The organism is Pseudomonas syringae CC1557 (genome assembly GCF_000452705.1).
GTDB lineage: Bacteria > Pseudomonadota > Gammaproteobacteria > Pseudomonadales > Pseudomonadaceae > Aquipseudomonas > Aquipseudomonas syringae_F.
In genome coordinates, this window is record NZ_CP007014.1 from 1516877 (window position 1) to 1542310 (window position 25434).

Annotated in this window: 26 protein-coding genes; 15 read left to right on the forward strand and 11 right to left on the reverse strand. The window is 56.6% G+C overall.

The window, feature by feature from the left end; all coding sequences use genetic code 11:
* Positions 1-68 precede the first annotated feature (68 nt).
* The 8 genes from rpsA to N018_RS07120 all read left to right on the forward strand — a co-directional run bounded on the left by rpsA (position 69) and on the right by N018_RS07120 (position 9167).
* Complete coding sequence (gene rpsA, locus N018_RS07085; RefSeq protein WP_002554562.1) at positions 69-1760, forward strand: 30S ribosomal protein S1; 1692 nt, start codon at positions 69-71, stop codon at positions 1758-1760.
* Between the two features lie 227 nt (positions 1761-1987).
* Positions 1988-2284, forward strand: a complete 297-nt coding sequence (gene ihfB / locus N018_RS07090) for an integration host factor subunit beta (RefSeq protein ID WP_002554561.1) — start codon at positions 1988-1990, stop codon at positions 2282-2284.
* A 24-nt stretch (positions 2285-2308) separates the two neighbouring features.
* Positions 2309-2551 (forward strand): lipopolysaccharide assembly protein LapA domain-containing protein, encoded by a 243-nt coding sequence (locus N018_RS07095; RefSeq protein ID WP_024644588.1) that lies wholly within the window; start codon positions 2309-2311, stop codon positions 2549-2551.
* 406 nt (positions 2552-2957) lie between these two features.
* Positions 2958-4385: an MBL fold metallo-hydrolase gene (locus N018_RS07100; RefSeq protein ID WP_025389200.1), complete on the forward strand. Its 1428-nt coding sequence runs from the start codon at positions 2958-2960 to the stop codon at positions 4383-4385.
* A 205-nt stretch (positions 4386-4590) separates the two neighbouring features.
* Complete coding sequence (locus N018_RS07105) at positions 4591-5586, forward strand: UDP-glucose 4-epimerase family protein (protein WP_025389201.1); 996 nt, start codon at positions 4591-4593, stop codon at positions 5584-5586.
* Positions 5579-6595, forward strand: a complete 1017-nt coding sequence (locus tag N018_RS07110; RefSeq protein WP_024644591.1) for an MraY family glycosyltransferase — start codon at positions 5579-5581, stop codon at positions 6593-6595. Before N018_RS07105 ends, N018_RS07110 begins: the two co-directional genes overlap by 8 nt.
* A gap of 98 nt (positions 6596-6693) precedes the next feature.
* Positions 6694-8697, forward strand: a complete 2004-nt coding sequence (locus N018_RS07115; RefSeq protein WP_024644592.1) for a polysaccharide biosynthesis protein — start codon at positions 6694-6696, stop codon at positions 8695-8697.
* Positions 8698-8846: 149 nt separating this feature from the next.
* Positions 8847-9167 carry a ComEA family DNA-binding protein gene (locus tag N018_RS07120; RefSeq protein ID WP_025389202.1) on the forward strand — a complete coding sequence of 107 codons (321 nt, stop codon included), beginning with the start codon at positions 8847-8849 and terminating at the stop codon, positions 9165-9167.
* Positions 9168-9260: 93 nt separating this feature from the next.
* On the opposite strand, the gene N018_RS07125 is transcribed toward N018_RS07120, so the two are convergent.
* Both N018_RS07125 and N018_RS07130 read right to left on the reverse strand, forming a co-directional pair.
* On the reverse strand, positions 9261-9830 hold the full coding sequence (locus N018_RS07125; RefSeq protein ID WP_025389203.1) for a TetR/AcrR family transcriptional regulator: 570 nt from the start codon (positions 9828-9830) through the stop codon (positions 9261-9263).
* A gap of 73 nt (positions 9831-9903) precedes the next feature.
* Positions 9904-10743, reverse strand: a complete 840-nt coding sequence (locus N018_RS07130; protein WP_025389204.1) for a TlpA disulfide reductase family protein — start codon at positions 10741-10743, stop codon at positions 9904-9906.
* A 398-nt stretch (positions 10744-11141) separates the two neighbouring features.
* On the opposite strand from N018_RS07130, the gene N018_RS07135 reads away from it, so the two are divergent.
* Positions 11142-12419, forward strand: coding sequence for an aromatic amino acid transport family protein (locus N018_RS07135; RefSeq protein WP_025389205.1), 1278 nt, complete (start codon positions 11142-11144; stop codon positions 12417-12419).
* A gap of 59 nt (positions 12420-12478) precedes the next feature.
* Here N018_RS07135 and N018_RS07140 read toward each other — a convergent pair whose 3' ends face one another.
* From N018_RS07140 to N018_RS07150, 3 genes are all read right to left on the reverse strand, one after another.
* Positions 12479-12685 (reverse strand): hypothetical protein, encoded by a 207-nt coding sequence (locus tag N018_RS07140; protein ID WP_025389206.1) that lies wholly within the window; start codon positions 12683-12685, stop codon positions 12479-12481.
* Between the two features lie 123 nt (positions 12686-12808).
* Positions 12809-13291 (reverse strand): GreA/GreB family elongation factor, encoded by a 483-nt coding sequence (locus N018_RS07145; protein WP_025389207.1) that lies wholly within the window; start codon positions 13289-13291, stop codon positions 12809-12811.
* Between the two features lie 3 nt (positions 13292-13294).
* The gene (locus N018_RS07150; RefSeq protein WP_025389208.1) at positions 13295-13693 is read right to left on the reverse strand and encodes a hypothetical protein; all 399 of its coding nucleotides are present in this window, start codon (positions 13691-13693) and stop codon (positions 13295-13297) included.
* A 154-nt stretch (positions 13694-13847) separates the two neighbouring features.
* Between N018_RS07150 and earP the strand changes: the two genes are divergently transcribed.
* Together earP and N018_RS07160 are read left to right on the forward strand one after the other, a co-directional pair.
* Positions 13848-14984 carry an elongation factor P maturation arginine rhamnosyltransferase EarP gene (earP, locus tag N018_RS07155; protein WP_025389209.1) on the forward strand — a complete coding sequence of 379 codons (1137 nt, stop codon included), beginning with the start codon at positions 13848-13850 and terminating at the stop codon, positions 14982-14984.
* A gap of 98 nt (positions 14985-15082) precedes the next feature.
* Positions 15083-15652: an elongation factor P gene (locus tag N018_RS07160; RefSeq protein ID WP_002554550.1), complete on the forward strand. Its 570-nt coding sequence runs from the start codon at positions 15083-15085 to the stop codon at positions 15650-15652.
* Positions 15653-15753: 101 nt separating this feature from the next.
* On the opposite strand, the gene N018_RS07165 is transcribed toward N018_RS07160, so the two are convergent.
* Together N018_RS07165 and N018_RS07170 are read right to left on the reverse strand one after the other, a co-directional pair.
* Entirely contained in the window at positions 15754-16173 is a 420-nt protein-coding gene (locus N018_RS07165; protein ID WP_024675860.1) for an organic hydroperoxide resistance protein, read from the reverse strand.
* Between the two features lie 246 nt (positions 16174-16419).
* Positions 16420-16893 carry a MarR family winged helix-turn-helix transcriptional regulator gene (locus N018_RS07170; protein ID WP_025389210.1) on the reverse strand — a complete coding sequence of 158 codons (474 nt, stop codon included), beginning with the start codon at positions 16891-16893 and terminating at the stop codon, positions 16420-16422.
* Positions 16894-17082: 189 nt separating this feature from the next.
* Between N018_RS07170 and N018_RS07175 the strand changes: the two genes are divergently transcribed.
* Positions 17083-17829: a sulfite exporter TauE/SafE family protein gene (locus N018_RS07175; protein ID WP_024644601.1), complete on the forward strand. Its 747-nt coding sequence runs from the start codon at positions 17083-17085 to the stop codon at positions 17827-17829.
* Here the strand turns inward: N018_RS07175 and N018_RS07180 are convergent.
* Positions 17819-18700 carry a LysR substrate-binding domain-containing protein gene (locus N018_RS07180; RefSeq protein ID WP_038401096.1) on the reverse strand — a complete coding sequence of 294 codons (882 nt, stop codon included), beginning with the start codon at positions 18698-18700 and terminating at the stop codon, positions 17819-17821. The genes N018_RS07175 and N018_RS07180 overlap by 11 nt on opposite strands.
* A gap of 66 nt (positions 18701-18766) precedes the next feature.
* Here N018_RS07180 and N018_RS07185 point away from each other — a divergent pair, with 66 nt between their 5' ends.
* The gene (locus tag N018_RS07185) at positions 18767-19000 is read left to right on the forward strand and encodes a DUF1127 domain-containing protein (protein WP_024644603.1); all 234 of its coding nucleotides are present in this window, start codon (positions 18767-18769) and stop codon (positions 18998-19000) included.
* A gap of 26 nt (positions 19001-19026) precedes the next feature.
* Here the strand turns inward: N018_RS07185 and N018_RS07190 are convergent, their stop codons facing one another.
* Positions 19027-20373: a class II 3-deoxy-7-phosphoheptulonate synthase gene (locus N018_RS07190; protein ID WP_025389212.1), complete on the reverse strand. Its 1347-nt coding sequence runs from the start codon at positions 20371-20373 to the stop codon at positions 19027-19029.
* Positions 20374-20543: 170 nt separating this feature from the next.
* Here N018_RS07190 and N018_RS07195 point away from each other — a divergent pair, with 170 nt between their 5' ends.
* Together N018_RS07195 and N018_RS07200 are read left to right on the forward strand one after the other, a co-directional pair.
* Positions 20544-21305: a spermidine synthase gene (locus tag N018_RS07195; protein ID WP_024644605.1), complete on the forward strand. Its 762-nt coding sequence runs from the start codon at positions 20544-20546 to the stop codon at positions 21303-21305.
* A gap of 421 nt (positions 21306-21726) precedes the next feature.
* Complete coding sequence (locus tag N018_RS07200; RefSeq protein ID WP_195757169.1) at positions 21727-23439, forward strand: DEAD/DEAH box helicase; 1713 nt, start codon at positions 21727-21729, stop codon at positions 23437-23439.
* An 88-nt stretch (positions 23440-23527) separates the two neighbouring features.
* On the opposite strand, the gene N018_RS07205 is transcribed toward N018_RS07200, so the two are convergent.
* Both N018_RS07205 and htpX read right to left on the reverse strand, forming a co-directional pair.
* Positions 23528-24295, reverse strand: a complete 768-nt coding sequence (locus N018_RS07205; protein WP_025389214.1) for a DODA-type extradiol aromatic ring-opening family dioxygenase — start codon at positions 24293-24295, stop codon at positions 23528-23530.
* Between the two features lie 203 nt (positions 24296-24498).
* A complete protein-coding gene (gene htpX / locus N018_RS07210; RefSeq protein WP_025389215.1) occupies positions 24499-25386 on the reverse strand; it encodes a protease HtpX in 888 nt (295 codons plus the stop codon).
* Positions 25387-25434 lie beyond the last annotated feature (48 nt).

Genomic DNA, 25434 nt, shown 5'->3' on the forward strand with positions numbered 1-25434 from the left:
ACGAAACCCACGTTGTCTGGAGCGTGGCAGATGGGCGTATCCTTCGCCCTTGATCAACAGGAATTAAAATGAGCGAAAGCTTTGCAGAACTTTTTGAAGAAAGCCTAAAGACCCTCAACCTTCAGGCCGGTTCGATCATCACCGCGATCATCGTGGATATCGACTACCAGGCAGGTTGGGTTACGGTTCACGCCGGTCTGAAATCTGAAGGCCTCATCCCGCTGGAGCAGTTCCACAACGACGCTGGCGAGCTGACCATCAAGATCGGTGATGAAGTTCACGTTGCGCTGGACGCGGTCGAAGATGGCTTTGGCGAAACCAAGCTGTCCCGCGAAAAAGCCAAGCGTGCCGAGTGCTGGATCGTTCTGGAAGCGGCTTTCGCAGCTGAAGAAGTGGTCAAGGGCGTTATCAACGGTAAGGTTAAAGGCGGCTTCACTGTCGACGTTAACGGCATCCGTGCGTTCCTGCCTGGTTCTCTGGTTGACGTCCGCCCTGTGCGTGACACGACTCACCTGGAAGGCAAAGAGCTCGAGTTCAAGGTCATCAAGCTGGACCAGAAGCGCAACAACGTTGTCGTTTCCCGTCGCAGTGTCCTGGAAGCCGAGAACAGTGCCGAGCGCGAAGCTCTGCTCGAGTCCCTGCAGGAAGGTCAGCAAGTCAAAGGTATCGTCAAGAACCTCACCGATTACGGCGCATTCGTCGATCTGGGTGGCGTCGATGGCCTGCTGCACATCACCGACATGGCCTGGAAGCGTATCAAGCATCCATCGGAAATCGTCAACGTTGGCGATGAGATCGATGTAAAGGTTCTGAAGTACGATCGCGAGCGCAATCGTGTTTCCCTGGGTCTGAAGCAACTGGGTGAAGACCCATGGGTTGCTATCAAGGCTCGTTACCCGGAAAGCACCCGCGTTACCGCGCGTGTTACCAACCTGACCGACTACGGCTGCTTCGCAGAGCTGGAAGAAGGCGTGGAAGGCCTGGTACACGTTTCCGAAATGGACTGGACCAACAAGAACATCCACCCGTCGAAAGTCGTTCAGGTTGGCGACGAAGTGGAAGTCATGGTTCTGGACATCGACGAAGAGCGTCGTCGTATCTCCCTCGGCATCAAGCAGTGCAAATCCAACCCATGGGAAGATTTCTCTGGCCAGTTCAACAAGGGCGATAAAATCTCCGGCACCATCAAGTCGATCACCGATTTCGGTATCTTCATTGGTCTGGACGGCGGCATCGACGGTCTGGTTCACCTGTCCGACATCTCCTGGAACGAAGTGGGCGAAGAAGCCGTACGTCGCTTCAAGAAGGGCGACGAGCTCGACACTGTGATCCTGTCGGTTGATCCTGAGCGTGAGCGCATCTCGCTGGGTATCAAGCAGCTGGAAAGCGATCCGTTCTCCGAGTACGTCACTGTCAATGACAAGGGCGCTATCGTTCGCGGTATCGTTAAAGAAGTTGACGCCAAAGGCGCCATCATCACCCTGGCCGACGACATCGAAGCGACCCTCAAGGCTTCTGAAATCAGCCGTGACCGCGTTGAAGACGCGCGTAACGTTCTGAAGGAAGGCGAAGAGATCGAAGCCAAGATCATCAGCGTTGACCGCAAGAGCCGCGTAATCAGCTTGTCCATCAAGTCGAAAGACGTTGAAGACGAGAAAGAAGCAATCCAGAGCCTGCGTAGCAAGCCTGAAGTTGCTGAAAGCACTGGTCCAACCACTATTGGTGACCTGCTGCGCGCGCAAATGGAAAAACAGAACTAAGTTCTGCTTGACCAAAAAAAGGGCGACTTCGGTCGCCCTTTTTCATGCCTGCTGTTCAGCCCTGTCATGCCTGCTTCCCAGCCCTTTGGTGTGTAACGCGCCTGCAATATGTTTATGCGCGGTTGACAATGCTAAACATAAGTCAATACATGGGCTGTTCAAATTCTTCCGGTCATGCTAAAACCTTCGGAGCGCTGATCTAGCTGCTTGAAAAAGAAGGGAAAAATATGACGAAGTCGGAGTTGATCGAACGAATTGTCACCCATCAAGGGCTGCTCTCATCCAAGGATGTCGAGCTGGCCATCAAGACCATGCTTGAACAAATGTCTCAGTGCCTGGCAACCGGTGACCGGATAGAAATTCGGGGGTTTGGCAGCTTTTCCCTGCATTACCGCGCACCGCGAGTAGGGCGTAACCCGAAGACCGGCCAGTCGGTCAGCCTCGATGGCAAGTTTGTCCCGCATTTCAAGCCGGGCAAGGAGCTGCGAGACAGGGTCAACGAGGACGAAGAAGAGGGCTTTTAAGGCCGTCAATCACAGGATCACCAGATGCGTATCTTCAAAAGAGTCATTTTTTCTGTCGCCGTGTTGCTGGTTGCGTTGGCAACCGTAGTATTCGTGCTTGAAAATCGACAGGCCGTTGCCATGAACTTCTTTGGCTGGTCTGCGCCCGACCTTCCGTTGGCGCTGCCCGTCGTCCTTGCATTGCTTCTGGGTATGCTCATCGGCCCGCTGCTCGCCTGGATAGCCAGCTTTCGTAAAAAACGCACGTCCTCCGCTCGCTCTATCTGAGTAGCACCGGCAAGGCTTCGTCGGGTGCAGATCCGGCGAAATAATACCGTGTACCCTTTTTTTCTCTTTGCCGCTGTCGCAACCTGCGCTGCTAGCTGGTTTGTGCGAAGGCCTGTCTCCAGCCTTTATCAAAAAAATCTTCAAACTTTCGTAGGTTATTCTCTACTTAGTTGAATATTAGTTACCTTTTTGTGTAGGAATGTTCGCTTTTTAAACTAGCGTCGCCATTTTAAAGAGCACTGCGGTTATATTCTTTTCGCACTGTTGATTGTTCTGGTTTTAACAGCCATGGGTCAGATCCTGAAAACAAGACTTTCGAGCCTGGAATGCGTCGAAACTTGCGCTCCAGACCTGATGCCGGGAAGTGCCAGACGACAACTCCAGATCGGCGAAATAAGGGAACTGCATGTACTATCCGGATATCATTCATCACGGCGCTATCGACACCGTAACGGGCTCTTGTCATCAACTATGCATGGATGCGTTCAGCAACCTGCTGATCGATTGCGGTTCGGTACAGGAGCGAGCCGGGCGGGCAGAGGCCGGCTCATTCGAATTCGCCCCCGAGTCGATCAGCGCGCTGCTGATCAGTCATGTACACAATGACCATGTCGGGCGTATTCCCGAGCTTCTGGCTGCGGGCTACAAGGGGCCCATATTGTGCAGTGAGCCCAGTGCCCATCTGCTGCCGCTGGTTATGGAAGACATCCTTAAAATCCAGTTGGCGCATGACCCGCTGCTGGCCGAGCAATTATTGAAGGAAATCAGCAAGCGCATCATTGCCTTGCCATTCGACAACTGGTTCAGTCTGGTCGATAACGAAGCGCTGCACTGCAAGGTTCGTCTGCAGCGCGCGGGTCATATTCTGGGGTCGGCTTACGTGGAATGCGACCTGCACTATCCGCTGGAAGAACGTTCCAGGCGCGTGGTTTTTTCCGGTGATCTGGGCGCAGCTCATACGCCATTCCTGCCCACGCCAAAGCCGCCAGAGCGCGCGGATATCATGATTCTGGAAAGCACTTACGGTGACCGTCTCCACGATGACCGCAGCATTCGTCAGCAGGGGCTTGAGCGAATCATCGACAAGGCGCTGGAAGATCAGGGCACCGTTCTGATACCGGCGTTCAGCATCGGGCGCACTCAGGAGCTGCTCTACGAACTCGAAGATATCCTTCGCCGCAAGGCGCTGTTGGCCACTTCCGCCGAGAACTGCGGTAACAGTGGCCCTGCGGGCTGGTCGCGGTTGCCGATCATCCTTGATTCGCCTCTGGCCAAGCGCTTCACAGAGGTTTATCAGTCGTTCGAAGACTACTGGGACGAAGATGCCCGCGAACGCCTCGATGAGGGTAGGGCACCTCTGGGCTTTGCTCAACTGGTCACTGTCGATACCCATGAAGAGCATGTGCGTACCGTCAATTACCTCGCCAGCACCGCGCGTCCTGCCATCGTGATTGCCGGTAATGGAATGTGTGCCGGAGGCAGGATCGTCAATTACCTGAAAGCCATGGTGGGCGACAGCCGGCATAACGTGGTTTTTGTCGGCTATCAGGGCAAGGGAACACCTGGCGCTGCCATTCAGGCTCACGGTCCATCCGGTGGCTATGTCGAGCTTGATCGCGAGCGTTACGACATTCGTGCCGGTGTGCATACGGCCAAGGGCTATTCCGCCCATGCCGATCAGGCTGGTCTGGTCGAGTTCGTGACTGGCATGAGCGAGTGGCCGGGGGAGATCCGGCTGGTGCACGGCGAGGCCGCCGCGAAAAAGGCGCTGGGAAGTGTTCTGGCACGCAAATATACCTTCGAAAGACGCGTCGTTGACCTGATCATTCCTTGATAGGTGATGCCGTTATGTGGCTCATTGTCATGAGCCACTTTGGCGGCCACATTTGAATACCTGTTTACCTGTGGCGTATATAACAGGGTTGCGAACTCAGGAAGGTCCTGTGTGTTCTAGGAAGTTATCCAATGAATTGAAAAATATTTTAGTTGTCAAAAAACGTCGTATAAGGAATATTTGGTCCATTTGAAGGCACGCCTGAATGAATGATGAAGTTGCATTGGTTGCGATAACAGGTGCAACGGGTTTTGTGGGGGGGGCAGTAGTTCGCCGGTTGCTCGACAAGACACGGCATGCTGTTCGGGTCGCTGTCAGGGGCGAACATCATTTTTCTGCAGATCGCGTCGACGTTGTAAATGTGGAGTCACTTGCACCTGATAACCGATGGGAAAGTTTTGTAACGGGTGCCGATGTGGTTGTTCATTGTGCGGCCCGTGTTCATGTCTTGAACGATCAGTCTGCGGAGCCGGATCAGGAATACTTTCGTGCCAATGTCACTGCGACCCTGAACCTGGCTGAGCAGGCTGCAGCAGCAGGGGTAAGACGTTTCATATTTCTCAGCTCCATCAAGGCGAATGGCGAGTTCACGCTGCCGGGTGAGCCTTTCAGGGCCGATGACCCCTGCAAGCCGCTGGATGCTTATGGCGTCTCCAAGCAGAAAGCCGAAGAAGGGCTGCGTGAGTTGGCTGCCCGCACCGGCATGGAAGTGGTGATCATTCGTCCCGTTCTGGTTTACGGGCCGGGTGTGAAAGCCAATTTCATGAACATGATGCGCTGGCTGGACCGAGGCATACCGCTACCGCTTGGTGCGATCCACAATCGACGAAGTCTGGTGGCAGTAGACAATCTCGCTGATTTGATACTGGTCTGCATCCATCATCCTGCGGCGGCGAATCAGACATTCCTGGTCAGCGACGGGGACGATGTTTCAACGACACGGTTATTGCGAGCGATCGGTAATGCGCTTGGCAAGCCTGCCAGATTATTGCCCGTGCCTGCGGCCGTGTTGAACGGCGCAGCGGCACTGCTGGGGAAAAGAGCATTTTCGCAGCGCTTGTGCAGCTCTTTGCAGGTTGATATCAGTAAAACCTGTACGATGCTGGACTGGCGTCCGCCGGTGAGTATTGAGGACGCTATGCAGGATACTGCTCGATATTTTTTAAAGTATAAAAAGCCGGGACATGATAAGCATGATTGAGTGGCTGTCAGTAATCGCTATTGCGCTGCTGTCTCTGATTTTAACGTCGTCATTGCGCAAATATGCCTTGGCCAGAAGTCTGATCGACATGCCCAATGCGCGCAGTTCGCATTCCATACCCACTCCGCGAGGTGGTGGCGTCTCGATTGTCGTTGCCTTTTTACTGGCGCTATCGATGCTGGCATGGGTAGGTCTTTTGTCGACATCGGCGCTGGTCGCCATCTTCGGCTCAGCCGGCCTGGTCGCACTGATCGGTTTCATGGACGATCATGGCCATATCGCCGCACGCTGGCGGTTGCTGGGGCATTTCGTTGCTGCCGGATGGGCGCTGGCCTGGATAGGTGGGCTTGCACCCTTGACTGTCATGGGATGGACCTTTGTGCCCGGCGTGGTCGGGCAGGTCCTAGCGGCTTTCTACCTGGTATGGATGCTGAATCTTTACAACTTCATGGACGGCATCGACGGGATCGCCAGTGTCGAGGCTGTCACCGTATGCGCAGGTATGAGCCTGATCTATGTCATGGCAGGCTTCGCTGGACTGGTGTGGAGCCCTCTGCTTCTGGCTGCGGCCGTTGCCGGTTTTCTTTACTGGAATTTTCCGCCAGCACGAATATTCATGGGTGATGCCGGTAGCGGATTTCTCGGGCTGGTTCTCGGTGTGCTTTCGGTTCAGGCTTCCTGGGCCTCATCTCAGTTATTCTGGTCATGGTTGATTCTGCTGGGCGTTTTCATCGTCGATGCTACTGTGACGCTTTTTCGTCGTCTGATGCGTGGCGAAAAGATTTATGAGGCTCATCGAAGTCACGCCTACCAGTTTGCTTCACGGCGTTACGGCAGGCATTTGCCCGTCACATTGGCTGTTGGCCTGATCAATCTGGTCTGGTTGCTGCCCGTGGCGATGTGGGTAGCGTTGAAGGGAGGAGACGGGCTGACATGGACGGCAATTGCCTATGTCCCCCTTGTTTTGCTGGCACTGAGGTTCAGGGCCGGCGGGGCGGAAAGGATGTAACGAAGCGATTTTCTGGTTGTCTCAGGAACGTGGCGGTTTCACAGTCACCGGTTTCACGTGATGTTCAGTCGGTGCATAGCGGGAGCATTAAACAATTGATGAGCAGGTTGCGGGCCAGGTTGCTGGCTCTACCCCGTCGCAAGAAGCGCATTCTTCAGGTGGCTACTGATGTGGTTCTTGTCTGGCTCGCCCTCTGGATGGCGTTTGTCGTACGTCTGGGTATCGATGAACTGATAAACCCGCTGGAAAAGCACACCTGGCTTTTCATCAGTGCGCCGCTCGCCGCCATACCTTTGTTCATACGCTTCGGCATGTACCGTGCAGTCATGCGCTACTTCGGCAACGATGCCCTGATTGCGATCATCAAGGCCGTGACCATGTCCTCGTTGATTCTGGGGTGCATGGTCTACGTCTACAGTAACCACCAGCAACTGGTCCCGCGTTCGGTCATCTTCAACTACTGGTGGTTGAGCATGGTGATGATTGGCGGCCTGCGCCTGGCAATGAGGCAGTACTTTCTGGGTGACTGGTTCGCCGCTGCCCAGCATGTGCCCTTCGCCAAAAGCGACAATGGCTTGCAGAAGGTTGCGATCTACGGCGCCGGGGCTGCGGGCAACCAGTTGGTCGCAGCATTGCGTATGGGGCGGTTGATGCATCCGGTGGCGTTCATTGATGACGATGAGTCCATCTCCAATCGGGTGATTTCCGGCCTCCAGGTCTACAAACCGCGCAATATTCAGCGGATGATCGACACCACGGGGGCTCAGGAAATCCTCCTGGCGATTCCTTCTTCTTCGCGAGGCCGTCGGCGCGAGATACTGGGCTTTCTGGAAGGCTTTCCGATTAAAGTGCGAAGCGTCCCGGGCTTCATGGATCTGGCTGCCGGACGGGTCAAGGTCGATGACCTGCAAGAGGTCGATATCGCCGACCTGTTGGGGCGTGACTCCGTTCCCGCGCGTGAAAATCTGCTCGAACACTGCATCAAGGGCAAGACTGTACTGGTGACCGGTGCCGGAGGTTCAATCGGTGCCGAATTGTGCCGTCAGATTCTGTTACTGCAACCCACGCAGTTGTTGTTGCTGGATCACAGTGAGTTCAACCTGTACAGCATTCTGTCCGAACTCGAACAGCGTACTGCGCGTGAGTCGCTTTCGGTAAAGTTACTGCCCATCCTCGGTTCGGTGCGTAATCATCCCAAGCTGCTGTCGATCATGAAAACCTGGAAGGTCGACACGGTCTACCATGCTGCGGCCTACAAGCACGTACCGATGGTTGAGCACAATATCGCCGAAGGTGTCATCAATAACGTGGTAGGCACCCTCAATGCCGCTCAGGCGGCGTTGCAGGCCGGTGTTTCCAATTTCGTTCTGATCTCCACCGACAAGGCCGTCAGGCCTACCAATGTCATGGGCAGCACCAAGCGTCTGGCCGAACTGATATTGCAGGCGCTGAGCCGTGAAACGGCTCCGGTTATCTTTGGTGACAAGGCTAACGTGCATCAGGTCAACAAGACCCGCTTTACCATGGTCCGTTTCGGCAACGTGCTGGGTTCATCGGGGTCAGTCATCCCGCTGTTCCACAGGCAGATCCAGTCTGGCGGGCCGCTGACGGTGACTCATCCGAAGATCACCCGTTACTTCATGACCATTCCCGAAGCGGCTCAGTTGGTCATTCAGGCAGGCTCGATGGGGCATGGCGGGGATGTGTTCGTGCTGGACATGGGCGAGCCGGTCAAGATTGTCGAGCTGGCTGAAAAGATGATTCATCTTTCAGGTCTGGCGATTCGTTCGGAAAAAAATCCACAGGGTGACATCTCGATTGAGTTCACCGGTTTGCGCCCCGGTGAAAAGCTCTATGAAGAGCTGTTGATTGGCGACAATGTCGTGGCCACTGAACATCCGATGATCATGAGCGCGAGTGAAGACTTCCTGCCTTGGGATGTGTTGAAAGGTCGACTGACCAAATTGCTGGTTGCCGTTGAACAGGATGATTACAACAGCGTCCGTCAGTTATTGCGCGAAACGGTAAATGGTTATACGCCGGAAGGCGAAATTGTTGACTGGATGTATCAGGAACGCAGCGGCGAAAGTGATTCTTATTGAAAAACCTGAGCGTTCGTCCAGCACAGAAACACGCTGATTGATATGGACATACGTCGCAACGCTCCGCGTCTTCTCTACCGGCAAGCATTGGTCTAAGTTTCGGGAACAGCATTTGGAATGCTGCCTTGAACTGCTATGGAGCTTTAACTATGCGAACCACTCTCTTCAGCGCTCTGGTATTTGCCCTGCTCACCAGTGCTTCCGTCGCGGTAAATGCCGCACCGGTGTCTCAGCCTCCGACCGAGGCTGCGGCTGTTCAGGAGCAGCGCAGCGACAGAGTCAACCTCAATAAGGCTGATGCACAGACCCTTCAGAAAGAGTTGGCGGGTATCGGCAAGAACAAGGCTGACGCGATTGTTGCTTACCGGGAAGGTAACGGCGAGTTCACTTCGGTGGATGAGTTAATCGAAGTAAAAGGGATTGGCAAGGCCATTCTGGAGAGGAATCGCGACAAGCTTGCAATTGACTGATTGTTGTCACCTCTGAAAAAAAACAGGCCGATCATTGATCGGCCTGTTTTTTATAATAGAGCGGAACATTATCCTGGGGCATCTTCCGTTGTATTAGTTTGCAGTTTTCCTTATCTCCTGTTTGAGATAGTTCCTGGTGGTGTCCAGGATACGCTGTGACAACTCCTCGTCGAAAGCACTGCGTGATAGTACCAGGCCGCCTACCAGGGTAGACAGTATCGGCATGCTTTTCGATGCGGAACCTGTCCCGGAAAGCGTTTTATCAAACAGTTCGAGCAAGTGAAGGATGATTTCATCTGTGACCTCGCTGGGTTGGTCGCGTTGCCCCAGTTCCAGACACATGCTGGGCAGGGGACATCCGCCATCGGGGGCGTCGCGACTGGCTAGAGAGAGATAGAGATCAATGAATTCACTGAGCGAGTCCGGTCTGGCAAAAACTTCGCTGGTGATTCCTTTTACCTCGTCGAGGGCGTGACTCAATGCCTGTTCGACCAGATCATCCTTGGATTTGAAATGCGCGTAAAAGCCACCATGGGTCAAGCCGAGTGCTTTCATCAAAGGTTGTAAGCCGGTAGCACCAATGCCGTCGCGGCGGAAGCGCATGGACGCTTCCTTGACGATGCGTTGATGGGTTTGGGCCTTATGATCGAGCGCGTAACGCATGCGCTGAGTCTCCAGAGATGACCAATGTGTCAGCGCATTTATACAGGGATAGATGAATCGATGCAGCAGGCTTTCACTCCTGATTGCTACCTGGTACCGAATCCTGCGAACCAAGTCCGCTTTGAGTGTCCAGATAATGGGTCAGACTGGCTTTGGACATCTCGCCGAGGTGGCTGCCCGTCAGGCGCCCTTGTGGCGAATAAAATAATGTAGTGGGCAGCGCGACAGAGCCGACCTGCCGGGCAAACTCGCCGTCCATGTCCAGCAGGCTGTTGCGAAGCTCCAGGCCTTGCAGCGATAGATAGCGGCTGACTGTATCGGCACTTTCATCCTGATTGACGAACAGAAACACAATGTCCGGCCGCTCCAGCTGCACATCTCGCAGTACCGGCATTTCCCTTCGGCATGGAGGGCACCAGGTCGCCCAGAGGTTTATGACGATTGGCTTGCCTTGGTAATCAGCGATGTTGACCTGCTTGCCGTTCATGTTGAGCAGGTTTGTTTCGGGCAACGATGCGCCTTGTTGATAGTGGTCCAGGATCAGGCCGCCCAGCATCCAGACAAGCAGCCCGGTGCCAAGCCCGAACGCCAGTGCGCGACGTTGCCTGGGGCGCTGCCAACCGATGATCAAACCGACCAGTACGGCGCCGCCGATCCCCGGCCAGACCAGAAAGCCGCCATCACGAATGTCTAGCGTCTGCCATGGCGAATCACGGTATTGAGCGAAGTAGGCAATCACAAAGGCGACACGGGCCGTGATGAGGCCAAAAATGAACAGTCCGAATATTGCTGTCTTTTTTGCTTTGTCATGTCGCATGCATCGGGCTTCCACCTGTGTCGCCAACACGAGGGCCGTCAGCAGCAGCAAGTGGGTCACGGCCATGGCAAAGGGCCCTGCGTTGATACTCAGCATTTATTTCGGCTCTTGGAAGGGCTTTCGGTTACGTGCACGGTCATTTGCGCAACTGAAAGCTCGCAGGCCTGACGTGCGCGCGGCATGGTATCGCGCATCCCTTTTTATGCGTAACGCGCAACTGTGCCTGAATGTGAGGCAGTTGATGACGCCTCGATTAGCCGACACGGCTAAAAAACGCCATGCTTTCGATAATAGTTGATCGAGCGCCAGCCCTTGCTGCAAAAGGCTTGCGCAGCAGAAGGGTCTCAGCGCCTGGTAATTATTGTCCTACAAGCCTTTGACTTCTGTTGCCAATCCCGGACAATTCCGCCCGCTGTTTTCGAGGGGAGCGCCGAGCTGCCAGCGTTTTTGACGCGCTTCTCTTTCTGATAAACCGGCCACGGAGAGTCGACCGGATGAATGAACAGGCTAATGACGTCGTAGAACGTCTGGACGTAGCTCCCGAGAGCATCGCCTCTTGGAATCGTAATGACACCACTTGGATGCTCGGATTGTTCGGTACCGCCATTGGCGCGGGTACTCTGTTCTTGCCCATCAATGCAGGCATCGGTGGTTTCTGGCCGTTGATGGCCCTGGCGCTGCTGGCGTTTCCCATGACGTTCTACGCGCACCGTGGCCTGACCCGTTTCGTGCTGTCCGGCAGCAAAGGTGCCGATATCACCGAGGTGGTCGAACAGCATTTCGGCAAAAGCGCCGGAGCGATGATCACCTTGCTGTATTTTTTCGCGATCTTTCCGATCCTGCTGATCTACAGCGTGGCCCTCACCAACACCGTGGGCAGCTTTCTCGAGCACCAGTTGCACATCACGCCGCCGCCACGTGCCGCGCTGGCCTTCGTGCTGATCATGGGCCTGCTGGCGCTGGTTCGCTGCGGCGAGCGGTTTATCGTCAAGGCCATGAGCGTGATGGTGTATCCGTTTATCGTCGCGCTGCTGTTTCTGGCCGTGTTCCTGATTCCACACTGGACAGGCGGTATTCTGAGCACCGCAACTACGCTGCCTGAGCCCTCGGCGTTCTTGTCGACCTTGTGGCTGGCCATTCCGGTGATGGTGTTCTCTTTCAACCATGCGCCGATCATCTCGGCCTTCGCGGTGGATCAGAAGCGCCAGTACGGCGAGAATGCCGAAGTGCGTAGTTCGCAGATTCTGGCCCGCGCCCATGTCTTGATGGTGGTGATGGTGCTGTTCTTCGTGTTCAGCTGCGTGCTGACCCTGTCGCCAGAGCATCTGGCTGAAGCCAAGGCGCAGAACATCTCGATCCTGTCCTACCTGGCCAACCACTTCAACAACCCGACCATCGCCTTCGTCGCGCCGCTGATTGCGTTCGTGGCCATTTCCAAGTCATTCCTCGGCCATTACATCGGCGCCAGCGAGGGCTTGAAAGGGCTGGTGCTGAAGTCCGGACGTCGTCCGGCCGCGAAAGCCCTGGACCGTATGACGGCGGCGTTCATGCTGGTGGTGTGCTGGGTGGTAGCTACACTCGACCCAAGTATTCTGGGCATGATCGAGAACCTGGGGGGGCCGGTGATTTCGGTGTTGCTGTTCCTGATGCCGATGTACGCGATCCACAAAGTGCCCGCGATGCGCAAGTATGCAGGCGCTTGGTCCAACTACTTTGTGGTTGCTGCGGGCCTGATTGCTATCTCGGCACTGATCTTTTCGCTGATCCGCTGACTTATGCGAGCTGCGCCGACGCATCGGTGCAGCTCACGGTCAGGTTCTACGGTACGCCTTCAGTCCACTGGCTCAGGATATAAGGGCCTGGACAAGTGCATGATGCTCGCATAATCGTAAACGTACTGCCGTCCTGCATGGCTGGTCGACCGCAACTGGTCGATCAGTTGTCGCTCTTTTTTGTTCAGGTACCTCAACGCCGGATCTTGACTGGACTTCAGGCGATCACGTTCATGGGCGTCAGGGAATGAGATGACGTTCGTCATGAAAAATCTCCTTGGGTTTAAGTCCTTGCTTGCTTTGATGTAGCCCCTGTTGCAGTGGTTGTAGCGACGGCTCACCTTACCCATAAAAACTTGGCGCGATCAACCCTGTAATTGCGGGCTGTGTCACAAGGTTTGAGTGATCTCATAGGATTGTCCGCTGCCATTGATGACAATCTGCACCGCATCATCTTCGAGTTTGCCCAGCAGACTCTGCCCCAGGGGTGCGCGCGCTGTAATGACGGTGATCAATCGGTCGGCGGCGAATACTTTCAGTCCGGCAGCATCAGGGCCGAGGAACAGAGATTGCGTCTGCCCGTTTTCAGCTTCTACCACGACCAGATCACCGGTCTGAATACCCCGCGATTCATCAAACGGCTTGAGTGACCAGTTCTGGTACAGCGCAAGTGACTGGCGTATTTCCTCGACCCGACGCGCCTGTCCCGCAGCCAGATAAGAAGCCTCCAGCCCCAGCGTGTCGTACTTGTTCTCGGCAATGTTTTCTTCGTGTGTGGCTGTCTCGTAAGCGGTTTGCGCGGCCCGTTGCGCGATGTCCAGATCGATTTTCAGCTTGTCGATGATCAATTGCAGCACATCTTGCTTGTTCATGAATTATCCGCAGAACTGATTGATGCTGGCACGGCTCTTCTCACTTGGCGCGGTGCGGTCCTGCTGTAGCCAGAAATCGCATTTGGAACGGCTGAACGTGCGCAACTGTTGCTCCTGCACCTGTTCACGAGCCTGTCTGGCCTCGCTTTCACGCAGGCTTTGCTCGTATTTACGGAACATTTCAGTCTCGGGCTCGGCCGCATTCCCCGTCTTTTGTGCCGGCGGGGCGTTGAGCTGGACGGCTGCATTTTCCAGCACCCTGGCTTGAGCAGGAGGCAAATTCTTGTAATACAACAGGCCGGTCAGGAACACCGCCATGGCACCCAGCCAGATACCCAGTGCAATGCAGACAATCAGCTTCAGTGACACATACAGGTCGCGACGGCGGGTGACGGATGACATGGTTGAGCTCCTGGCAGGGACAGCAGATGTGATTGTGCCATGCCTGATGGCCGGGCATGAAAACTGTGCCGCACGTTTTCCGGGCGCGAGGCTGGTGGTGAGCGGTGGTTCTGAACGACAATCAGCGCTTTGCCATCCAGACTCAGGGAGCAGGATGAAAGCCTCTTGGGACATTTTTTGCAGCGTAGTCGACAACTACGGTGATGTGGGCGTGACCTGGCGTCTGGCACGGCAGCTGGTCGCCGAACACGGTCTGAATGTGCGCTTGTGGATAGACGATTTGTCAGCCTTTGTCCGGCTGTACCCGGACGCCGATCCGCAGGCTGCGCAGCAGGTGCATGCCGGCGTTACCGTCTGTCACTGGCCTGCGCAATGGGTGAGTAGCGATGTTCCGGACGTGGTCATCGAAGCGTTTGCCTGCCGCCTCCCGGCGCCTTATGTCGAGTCGATGCTGCAACGCTCGCCCAAGCCCTTGTGGTTGAACCTTGATTACCTCAGTGCCGAAGACTGGGTGTCGGGCTGCCACGGTTTACCATCGCCGCAATCCAATGGCCTGAAGAAATTCTTCTTTTTTCCCGGATTTCCGGAGACCACCGGAGGCCTTCTGCGCGAAAAGGATTTGATCGGGCGACGGCAGGTATTCCAGAAAGACCGCGCCGCCCGGCAGGTTTTTTTGCAGGGGCTGGGTGTAGAACCCTTGGCCGACGCACGTTTGATCTCGGTATTTGCCTACGAAAACCCGACGCTGGGCAGTTGGCTGGAGTCGCTGGCCAGCGACAGTCGGCCGACTCATTTGCTGGTGCCGGAAGGGCGCATTCTTGGCGATTTGCAGCGCTGGCTTGGGCTGGAGGACGCGCTGAAAGCCGGAGCGATACATGTGCGAAGCGCGCTGACGGTTCAGGTTCTACCGTTCATGCGCCAGGAGCATTACGACCCGTTGCTGTGGAGCTGTGATTTCAATGTCGTGCGCGGCGAAGACTCGTTCGTTCGCGCACAGTGGGCAGGGCGTCCCATGCTCTGGCATATCTACCAGCAGGAAGACGATGCCCATCTGCCGAAGCTCGATGCATTTCTGACGCTTTATCTGGACGGACTTTCGCCAATCGCCGGGCAGGCTTTGAACCGGTTCTGGCAAAGCTGGAATGCGGGTGGTGACCTCGGCAAACACTGGCAGGCAATGCTGAATCACTGGCCTGAAATCGAAAAGCACGCCGAGCGCTGGTGTCTGCAACAGGCCTTGCAGACTGATCTCGCCACGGCGCTGGTACAGTTTTATGGAAATTCGCTATGATACGCGGCCTTGATATAAGGCTCTGTACGAAAAGTGCCCGCGCAGGCTATTTCTCGTACAGAGCCTTTGGTTAATTCATCCAAATTCGGATATATGCAATGAAAACTGGTAAAGAGCTGAAACCCGGTACTGTGATCCGTCTCGAAAACGATCCTTGGCTGGTTCAGAAAGCTGAGTTCACCAAATCCGGTCGTAACAGCGCGATCATGAAGACCAAGCTGAAAAACCTGCTGACCGGTTACAAGACCGAGATCGTTTACAGCGCTGACGACAAGCTGGACGACGTGATCCTCGATCGCAAGGAAGCCACCCTGTCTTTCATCAGCGGTGACACTTACACGTTCATGGACACCACTGACTACACCATGTACGAGCTGAACGCTGAAGACATCGAAAGCGTTCTTCCATTCGTCGAAGAAGGCATGACCGACGTCTGTGAAGCGGTGTTCTTCGAAGACCGTCTGGTTTCGGTAGAGCTGCCAACCACCATCGTGCGTCAGGTTGACTACACCGAAGGTTCCGCTCGTGGCGACACGTCGGGCAAGGTCATGAAGCCTGCCAAACTGAAAAACGGCACCGAGCTGAGCGTTGCTGACTTTATCGAAATCGGCGACATGATCGAGATCGATACCCGTGAAGGCGGTTCCTACAAAGGCCGTGCGAAGTAAGCATGGTTTTGTAACCCCGTTACGTAAAAAACCCGCATCGCTGCGGGTTTTTTTACGCCTGAAATTCGTGCTGATCAGCCGCATTCTGGCTTCAAGCGGGATCAGACAGTCACATGCAGGCGCACATCAACATTGCCGCGAGTGGCGTTGGAGTAAGGGCAGACTACGTGAGCTGCGTCGACCAGTTGTTGGGCGTCGGCTTGCTCAAGGCCGGGCAGGCTGACATGCAGGTCGATGTCCAGACCGAAACCGCCAGGGATCTGACCGATACCGACATGAGCGGTAATCGAGGCGTCGGCAGGAATGCTGCGCTTGCTTTGACCGGCGACGAATTTAAGCGCGCCGATGAAGCAGGCCGAGTAACCCGCAGCGAACAGTTGTTCGGGGTTTGTGGCTGCGCCGCCGGCACCGCCGAGTTCTTTCGGGGTCGCCAGCTTGACGTCGAGAATCTTGTCGTCGGAAACAGCACGGCCATCACGGCCGCCGGTGGCGGTTGCAACTGCGGTGTAAAGCGTATCCATGGTGAAACCTCATTTTGACAGTGATTTTTACGCAATATACTTGCGCGCTAATTAATATTGGATAAAAGATAGCTGTTCAATAGTTTGCGCGCAAGCTAAATTTCGAAAAGAGCGATAGGGTCTTGGTTTGGAGCGTGATGGCGCGGCTACAGCGGCCCTGTCAGGGCGTATTGAAAGGTAACGATAGCTGGCTTGCTGGAGATTGCCTTATCGCAGGCGACAGTCAGGCCGCCTGCTGACCTGCCGTCAAAGGCTTTGATGCAGATGGTCGCGCAAGTCCAGCAACTGGGCTTGCAGCGCTTGAAGCTTTTCCATGTTCAGGCCGCTGTTCGAGAGAATGCAGCCGGGAACGCTCAGCGCCCTGTGCTGCAATGCTCTGCCTTGTTCGGTCAGATGCAGCAACACCACGCGCTCGTCTTCCTTGCTTCGCGTACGGCTGATGAAGCCTTCGCCTTCCAGGCGTTTAAGCAAGGGCGTCAGCGAACCGGGATCGGTCAGAAGGCGGGTGCTGACCTCACCTACCGTCAGTCCGTCTTTTTCCCATAACACCATCATCGCCAGATACTGCGGATAGGTCAGGCCAAGCGCCTGCAACAAGGGCTTGTAGACCTTGGTCATCATCAGCGACGTAGAGTAGAGGGCGAAACACAATTGGTTATCCAGCAGCAGCGAGTCGCAATCGGCGGACTCAAGGTGGGGCGGGCTCTTGTCTGCACTCATGTCTGATCCTCGTACTCGGTGAAATGAGTTTAACTCAGTGTTGCGGTGTTTAACGCGCCGTATAATTTGCGCACGTGCAGGCTGGCAGCAATGTCATCATGTGCGACTTACGAAAAAACAGGCATTACCGGGTGTTGATCGCGGGCAGGTCTGCGTAGCATTTGGCCATTGGATGGTTGGGGACGCAGTGTGATTGAAATTGTAATGTTTGTGTTGCTCGGCGCCGCAATGGGCACCCTCGGCGGGTTGTTCGGGATTGGCGGCGGGCTGGTGGCGATTCCGGCTCTGGGTGTGCTGTTTGGGCTGGATCAGCAGTTGGCCCAAGGCACCGCGTTGTTGATGGTGTTGCCGAATGTGTTGCTCGCCTTGTGGCGCTACAATCAGCGTAACCGGATTTTGCTGCGCAACGCGCTGATGCTGATCATCCCCAGTTTCTTTCTTGCCTGGCTCACGTCACTGCTGGCCGTAAGGGTTGATCCTCAAGGCATGCGCCTGGGCTTTATCGGCTTTCTGGTGGTCCTGACGGTATTTAACGTCGCGCAGATGTACTGGCATAAAGAGCAGGCAAGCACCGGGTTGCGTCATGAAAAGTGGCTGTGGCTGCTGGGTGTCGGTTCCGGCGTGACCGGCGGCTTGTTCGGTGTGGGCGGCGGGGTAGTTGCGACGCCAATTCTGACCAGCGTGTTCGGTGCGACGCAGGTTGTGGCGCAAGGGCTGGCGCTGTCCCTGGCCGCTCCGAGTACCGGGATCACGCTGGTGACCTATGCGCTGCACGATCACGTCAACTGGTCGATGGGCATCCCGTTGGCGATCGGCGGTCTGGCCAGCATCAGTTGGGGCGTCAAGCTGGCGCATTCGCTGCCGGAGCGGACGTTGCGCCTGATGTTCTGCGTATTTCTGGTGCTGTGTGCGGTGATTCTCGCGCTTAAAGTCTGAACCCATCGATGATGTACTCGGCCATGCATTCGGTGATGGGCGAGGGCGTTTTCGGATTGCGCAGCAGCACGATGCTGGCGGTCGGCAGTTGTGGCAGTTGCTCTGCCTCGCCAAGAATGCGCAGGTCAGGTGTCACCAGGCTTTGCAGTTGTGCGGTCACTGCCAGCCCGGCGCTGACCACGGCCGTGATCGCTGCCATGCTGGAACTGGTGTAGGCGATACGATATTCGCGGCCTGCGGTGTCGAGTGCATTGCAGGCCCAGTCGCGACAGAAGCAGTGCGTGTTGAACATCGCCAGCGGGATGGGTGCCTGCTCGTGGGGGGCAAAGCCCATGGCTTCGATCCAGACCATGCGCTCCTGACGCAGCAACGTGCCGATCTCGGTGCCGGGCTTGCGCGTCACGATGGTCAGGTCCAGATCATGACGTTGCAGCAGCAGGTCTGAAGGCTCGCAATGCACCTCCACCTGAACCAGCGGATAAGCCTGCGCAAACTGCGACAGAATGCCGGGCAGAAAGCGCATGACGTAATCGTCGGGAGAGCCGATTTTCACCACGCCGACCATGTGCGGTTCGCGCAGCGTGTTGAACACTTCGCTGTGCAGCTTGAGGATGCGTCGCGCGTAACCGAGCAGCACCTGACCTTCGGCCGTCAGGTTAAGGGTGCGGCCGTCACGCTGGAACAACTGGCGCTGCACGACATCCTCTTCCAGCCGCTTCATCTGCATGCTGACCGCTGACTGCGTGCGATTGACGGCTTCGCCTGCGCGGGTGAATCCGCCGTGATCGGCGATGGCTACAAAGGTACGCAGCAGTTCGGTATCAATGCTCGGATAGTGGGCCAATACATCAATCTCCCAGATGGACTGCATAAGAAACATTCGTTGGATTGATCCTACGCCCTGCGCGAGACTTTAGTCATCCACAGGGAGGGCTAGATGATGAAAGGTCAAGAAGAGTGTGTACTCGCCGTAACATCCGCCGGACATTCGCCGTTTGGCAAGGCGTTGATAGCGCTGAAGCACCACCTGCGTCGCTGGCTGGAACTGCATCGCCAACGCCACTGTCTGGCGCAGATGAGTGATGGAACGCTGAAGGATCTGGGTTTGAGTCGTGCCGATATTCAGCAGGAGGTCGAGCGTCCTTTCTGGGACGACCCGCTCAAGCGTTGAGCGGGCATTTGACCTCGGTGCGTTACTTAACGCCTGACCTGTTTCAGGGTCTCGGCGATCAGAAACGCCAGTTCCAGAGACTGATCGGCATTCATGCGTGGGTCGCAATGGGTGTGGTAGCGATCCCCAAGGCCGTCTTCGGTGATCGGACGGGCGCCGCCGATGCATTCAGTGACGTTCTGGCCGGTCATTTCGATATGGATTCCACCGGCGTAGGTGCCTTCAGACTGATGCACCTGAAAGAACTGCTTCACTTCGCCAAGGATCTGCGCAAAGTCACGGGTCTTGTAGCCGCTGCTGGCCTTGATGGTATTGCCATGCATCGGGTCGGAACTCCACAGCACCTTGCGGCCTTCGCGCTCGACGGCGCGGATCAACTGCGGAAGATGGTCGGCGACCTTGTTGGCACCCATGCGCGCAATCAGGTTCAAGCGCCCCGGATCGTTATCCGGGTTGAGAATGTCGATCAGACGAATCAGATCGTCGGTGTTCATGCTCGGGCCAACCTTCACGCCGATCGGGTTGTTCACCCCACGCAGGAACTCAACGTGCGCGCCGTCCAACTGACGGGTGCGGTCGCCAATCCATAGCATGTGCGCCGAGCAATCGTAATAATCGTTGGTCAGGCTGTCGCGCCGCACAAAGGCTTCTTCATAATTGAGCAGCAACGCCTCATGGGCGGTGAAGAAACTGGTCTCGCGCAACTGTGGCGAGCTGTCCATGCCGCAAGCGCGCATGAACGCCAGTGTTTCGTCGATGCGCCCGGCCAGCTGGCTGTATTTTTCGGCCAGCGCCGAGTTGGCGATGAAGTCCAGATTCCACTTGTGCACTTGATGCAGATCGGCGAACCCGCCCTGAGCAAAGGCGCGCAGCAGGTTCAGGGTCGCGGTGGACTGGTTGTAGGCCTGAACCAGACGTTCAGGATCTGGCACACGGCTTTTCTCGTCGAAACCGATACCATTGACGATGTCACCGCGATACGCCGGGAGCGTCACGCCGTCGATGGTTTCGTCATTGGCCGAGCGCGGCTTGGCGAATTGCCCGGCCATGCGTCCGACCTTGACCACCGGACAGCCGGCAGCAAAGGTCATCACGATTGCCATCTGCAACAGCACCTTGAAGGTGTCGCGAATCTTCGCGGCTGAAAACTCCATGAAGCTTTCTGCGCAGTCGCCGCCTTGCAGCAGGAAAGCACGCCCCTCGGTGACCTCGGCAAACTGACGGCGCAACTCGCGGGCTTCGCCAGCGAACACCAGCGGCGGGTAACTGGCAAGTGTCTGTTCGACCTTGAGCAGGTGCGCCGCATCAGGGTATTGAGGTTGCTGCTGAATCGGCATTGCCCGCCAGCTGTCGGGGCTCCAGGGTTGGCTCATTATTGGCTCTAGGGTTGTGCAATCGGACCGGTATGTTAGCAGTTCGTCGGGGGCCTGACAGTGCGGCGCACAGCATCGGGATGGCGTTGCGGCCTGCAAGATGTGACAAAGCCGCGCGCTTGCCGGACAATTCGCGTTTTGCGCCCGGCGCAACCAGACCAGGAACGGTAATGACGGAAGAGCGTGAGCGCGTAGAGCGAATACTGGCTGAGGTGCATGACGCCTTCGGCATGATCCGCGTGCTGGAAGTGGAGGATTACCGCTTCCTCGAATTTGGCGATGCCATTGAGCAAAGTTGTACGTTTGTGGCGGACCCGAGCTGGCTGGAATACGACTACACCCGCGCCATGCTGATTGGTGCGTTGTGCCATGACGCCCCGGAAAGCGCGCTGTTTCTGGGGTTGGGTGCCGGAACGCTGACGCAGGCGTGCATGAAGTTTCTGCCGCTGGAAGACGTGGAAGTCATCGAGCTGCGCCCGGACGTGCCGCGTCTGGCCATGGAGTTCATGGGGCTCGATGACGATCCGCGTCTGTATATTCGCATCGGTGATGCGCTTGATCTGCTGGACAGCGCCGAGCCGGCCGACCTGATCTTCGTCGACCTGTACACGGATGTCGGGCCTGGAGTCGGGCATCTGGCCTGGAATTTTCTGCAGAGCTGCCAGCAGCGCCTCAATCCCGGTGGCTGGCTGATTATCAATCAGTGGGCAACCGACGACGGCAAGCCGCTGGGCGCAGCGCTGTTGCGTGGTCTGTATCACCGCCATTACTGGGAGCTGCCGGTAAAAGAGGGCAATGTCATTCTGATCGTGCCTGCCGATCTGGATCAGACGCTTGATATCGAGGCGTTGAGTCAGCGTGCCGAGGCGCTGGCCCCTCATTTGGGTTATTCGCTCGATGCGTTGATCAAGGCGGTCCGATCTGCAACCTGAGTGGACAGATCGCGGCAAGCGCCTTCCGAATTCGGGGTGAGACAATTCGCCACACCACGTAGGCCGCAATACCGGTTATCCGCCAAGCCAGATTAAACGTTTAAGCGACAGGCCCCGCAAACGCGGGGCTGCGCCTTGCGCAATCAGTGAGGCGACGCTTTGAAGGCCTGTTATTGCTTACGCCGAGGGCAATGTCTCGTAAAAAAAAGACTCACTTTCATGCGTAATTCCGGTATAGTGCGCGCCGGTCTTTAACAGGACCCTCGTCAAGGTATTGCAATTTCCCGAAGCCAGCTTCGGCTGCTTGTTCGCTCTGCGGACTATCCTAGGCGATCCATTCATCAAACGTTTTCGCAAATCCCCGCCGACAAAGCAGCCAGGGTGACTTTAGGGTCGTACACGGCACGCGCAGCTTTGGAGCATGGGTCTTTGCGGATGCACTAGAGGCAGACCCATGACCCAGGAAATCGGCGGCTTCGCCGCTTTTGAACTTCATCCAAATATCCTCGCAGCCGTTATCGCCACTGGCTACGAAGAGCCTTCGGCCATTCAGCAGCAGTCGATCCCGATCATCATGGCCGGCCACGACATGATCGGCCAGGCGCAAACCGGTACAGGTAAAACCGCCGCGTTCGCACTGCCTATCCTGCATCGTATCGACCCGAGCAAGCGCGAGCCGCAAGCACTGATCCTGGCCCCGACCCGCGAACTGGCACTTCAGGTGGCCACCGCGTTCGAGACCTACGCTAAACAAATGCCGGGCGTGACCGTTGTAGCGGTCTACGGCGGCGCGCCTATGGGCCCTCAGCTCAAGGCGATCCGCAATGGCGCACAGATCGTTGTCGCCACTCCAGGCCGTCTCTGCGACCACCTGCGTCGTGACGAGAAAGTCCTGGCGACCGTGAACCATCTGGTTCTCGACGAAGCGGACGAAATGCTCAAACTGGGTTTCATGGACGACCTGGAAGTCATCTTCAAGGCCATGCCGGAAACCAAGCAGACCGTATTGTTCTCGGCTACTTTGCCGCAGTCGATCCGTGCCATCGCCGAGCGCCACTTGCGCGATCCGAAGCACGTCAAGATCCAGACCAAGACTCAGACCGTTACCGCGATCGAGCAGGCTCACCTGCTGGTTCACGCTGACCAGAAGACCTCGGCTGTATTGAGCCTGCTGGAAGTCGAAGACTTCGATGCCCTGATCATGTTCGTCCGCACCAAGCAGGCGACCCTTGATCTGGCAAGCGCTCTTGAAGCCAAAGGCTACAAGGCTGCTGCACTGAACGGCGACATCGCCCAGAACCAGCGCGAGCGCGTTATCGAATCCCTCAAGGATGGCCGTCTGGACATCGTTGTAGCGACCGACGTTGCTGCCCGTGGTCTCGACGTTCCGCGTATCACCCACGTGTTCAACGTGGACATGCCTTACGATCCAGAGTCCTACGTTCACCGTATCGGCCGTACTGGCCGTGCAGGTCGCGAAGGTCGTGCACTGCTGCTGGTCACTCCTCGCGAGCGCCGCATGCTGCAAGTGATCGAGCGTGTTACCGGTCAGAAGGTTGCGGAAGTCCGCCTGCCGGATGCCCAGGCCGTCCTGGATGCGCGCATCAAGAAACTGACCAACAGCCTGTCGCCGCTGGTAGCTGATGCCGAGTCGACTCACGGTGATCTGCTGGATCGTCTGACTGCCGATATCGGTTGCAGCCCTCGTGCCCTTGCTGCTGCATTGCTGCGCAAGGCTACCAACGGTCAGGCTCTGACCCTGGCAGCCATCGAGCGCGAGCGTCCACTGGTTCCGAACAACGCGCCTCGCGGTGATCGTCCAGAGCGCAGCGGTAGCAGCGACCGTGGTGATCGTCCTGAGCGTGAGCGTCGTGCGCCGGTTCCATTGGCCGAAGGCCGTGCTCGTTGCCGTACCGCGCTGGGTGCGCGTGACGGTATCGCTGCCAAGAACCTGCTGGGTGCCATCCTCAACGAAGGCGGCCTTGCCCGCGAAGCGATCGGCCGTATCCAGGTCCGTGACAGCTTCAGCCTGGTCGAACTGCCGGAAGATGGTCTTGAGCGTCTGTTGACCAAGCTCAAGGACACCCGCGTTGCTGGCAAGCAGCTCAAGCTGCGTCGCTATCGCGAAGACTGATCTGCTCCTGAGCTGATCAGCCAATAAAAAATCCCCGACTGGTTCGGGGATTTTTTTGCTCTGGATTCAGGAAATTGTCGTTATCGCTTTAACCGAACCGATAGATGTCCATCCCCAGTGCGCCCATGGTGAACCCCTGATAAGCAATGCTGAACGCGCCACCCGCGCCGCGCGCGAAATACAGGGGTAGCAGATGCTCGTCACTCGGATGTGCACGCACAGCATGCGGGGCGAGGCTGCGGTAGCGGTGCAAGACGGCTTCATCGTCGTGCTGCAGCTTGTCGATCATCCAGTCGCGAAACTCGGCCGCCCACGGCTCAGCGCTTTCCGGCCCGGCGTTCCAGTCCAGATCGCGCAGATTATGAGTAATGCTGCCGGAGCCGATAATCAACACACCTTGCGCACGCAAGCCAGCCAGTGCCCGGCCAACCCGCGTTTGCAGCTCCGGCCCCTGGTGACTGGGCAGGGAAATCTGCACCACCGGGATGTCGGCCTGCGGGTACATCAACGACAGCGGCACCCAGACGCCGTGGTCAAAAGGGCGTCTGCTGTCGATACGTGCAGGCAGGTCGCTGGCAGCCAGCAGTTCGACTACCGTCCGGGTCAGTTCCGGCAAGCCTGGAGCGGGGTATTGCACAGCGAATAGCTCAGGCGGGAATCCGCCGAAGTCATGCCAGGTTTCCGGCTGGGGATTGCCGTTGACGATAAGCTCGTGGCTTTCCCAATGTGCCGAGACCATCACGATTGCGCGAGGCTTGGGCAGGCTGGCAGCCAATCGGGTTAACGCGGGACCACTTTCGCCAGGCTCCAGTGCCAGCATGGGAGAGCCGTGGGAAATGAAGAGGCTGGGGAACATTCAAAAGCTCCAGATCATGAGAATGACCCATAGTGGGTCATTCTCATGATCTAAATCTAATATAAGTTCTGACGGTTTTTGATCGGGTTTTCGGATGGTTTGAAAGGGCGGTGGCTCTGCGCAGGTCTGCTATCCGCCCTTGTGCCCATGCACAGCGCAGAGCGCGGGCGCAGGTTTAGACTTGCCCGCGCCTGCTGACACCCTCAACCGCGGCGGCGCAACGCTTCGATGCGTTGTTCCAGTGGCGGGTGACTCATGAACAGGCCGGCGAGGCCCTTCTTGAGACCGGAGTTGATACCAAACGCCGTCAGGCTGTCAGGCATGTTCACCGGTACGCCCTGCTCGGAACGCAGGCGTTGCAGGGCGCCAATCATCGCATCCGTGCCAGCCAGGCGGGCGCCGGCGTCATCAGCGCGGAATTCACGCTTGCGCGAAAACCACATGACGATGGCACTTGCCAGAAAACCCAGTACCAGCTCGGCAAAAATGGTCGTGATGTAGTAGGCGATTCCTTGACCGTTCTCGCTCTTGAAGATCACCTTGTCGACAAAATTGCCGATGATGTGGGCAAAGAACATCACAAAGGTGTTCACCACGCCCTGCACCAGCGCCAGCGTGACCATGTCACCGTTGGCAACGTGGCCGATCTCGTGTGCCAGTACGGCTTTCACCTCGTCCGGCGAAAAGCGCTCCAGCAGGCCCTGGCTGACCGCAACCAAAGCATCGTTCTTGTTCCAGCCCGTGGCGAACGCGTTGGCCTCATAGGCCGGGAAGATACCGACTTCCGGCATCTTGATGCCCGCGTCACGGGACAGTTGTTCAACGGTCTGCAGCAGCCATTGCTCATGACGAGTACGGGGCTGGGTGATGATCTGAGTGCCGGTGCTCATTTTCGCCATCCACTTGGAGATGAGCAGCGAAATCAGCGAGCCCGCGAAACCGAACACAGCGCAGAAAACCAGCAGCTGATTGAGGTTCAGATCAACCCCGTTGGCCGCCATGAACCCATTGAAGCCAAAGAGGCTCAGGGTGATGCTGGCAATCAGCACGACCGCAAGGTTAGTGGCCAAAAACAGCAAAATGCGCATCATGGTCGAAACGTTCTCCTCAGGTAAATATGTAACTCGATGCCGGGTATA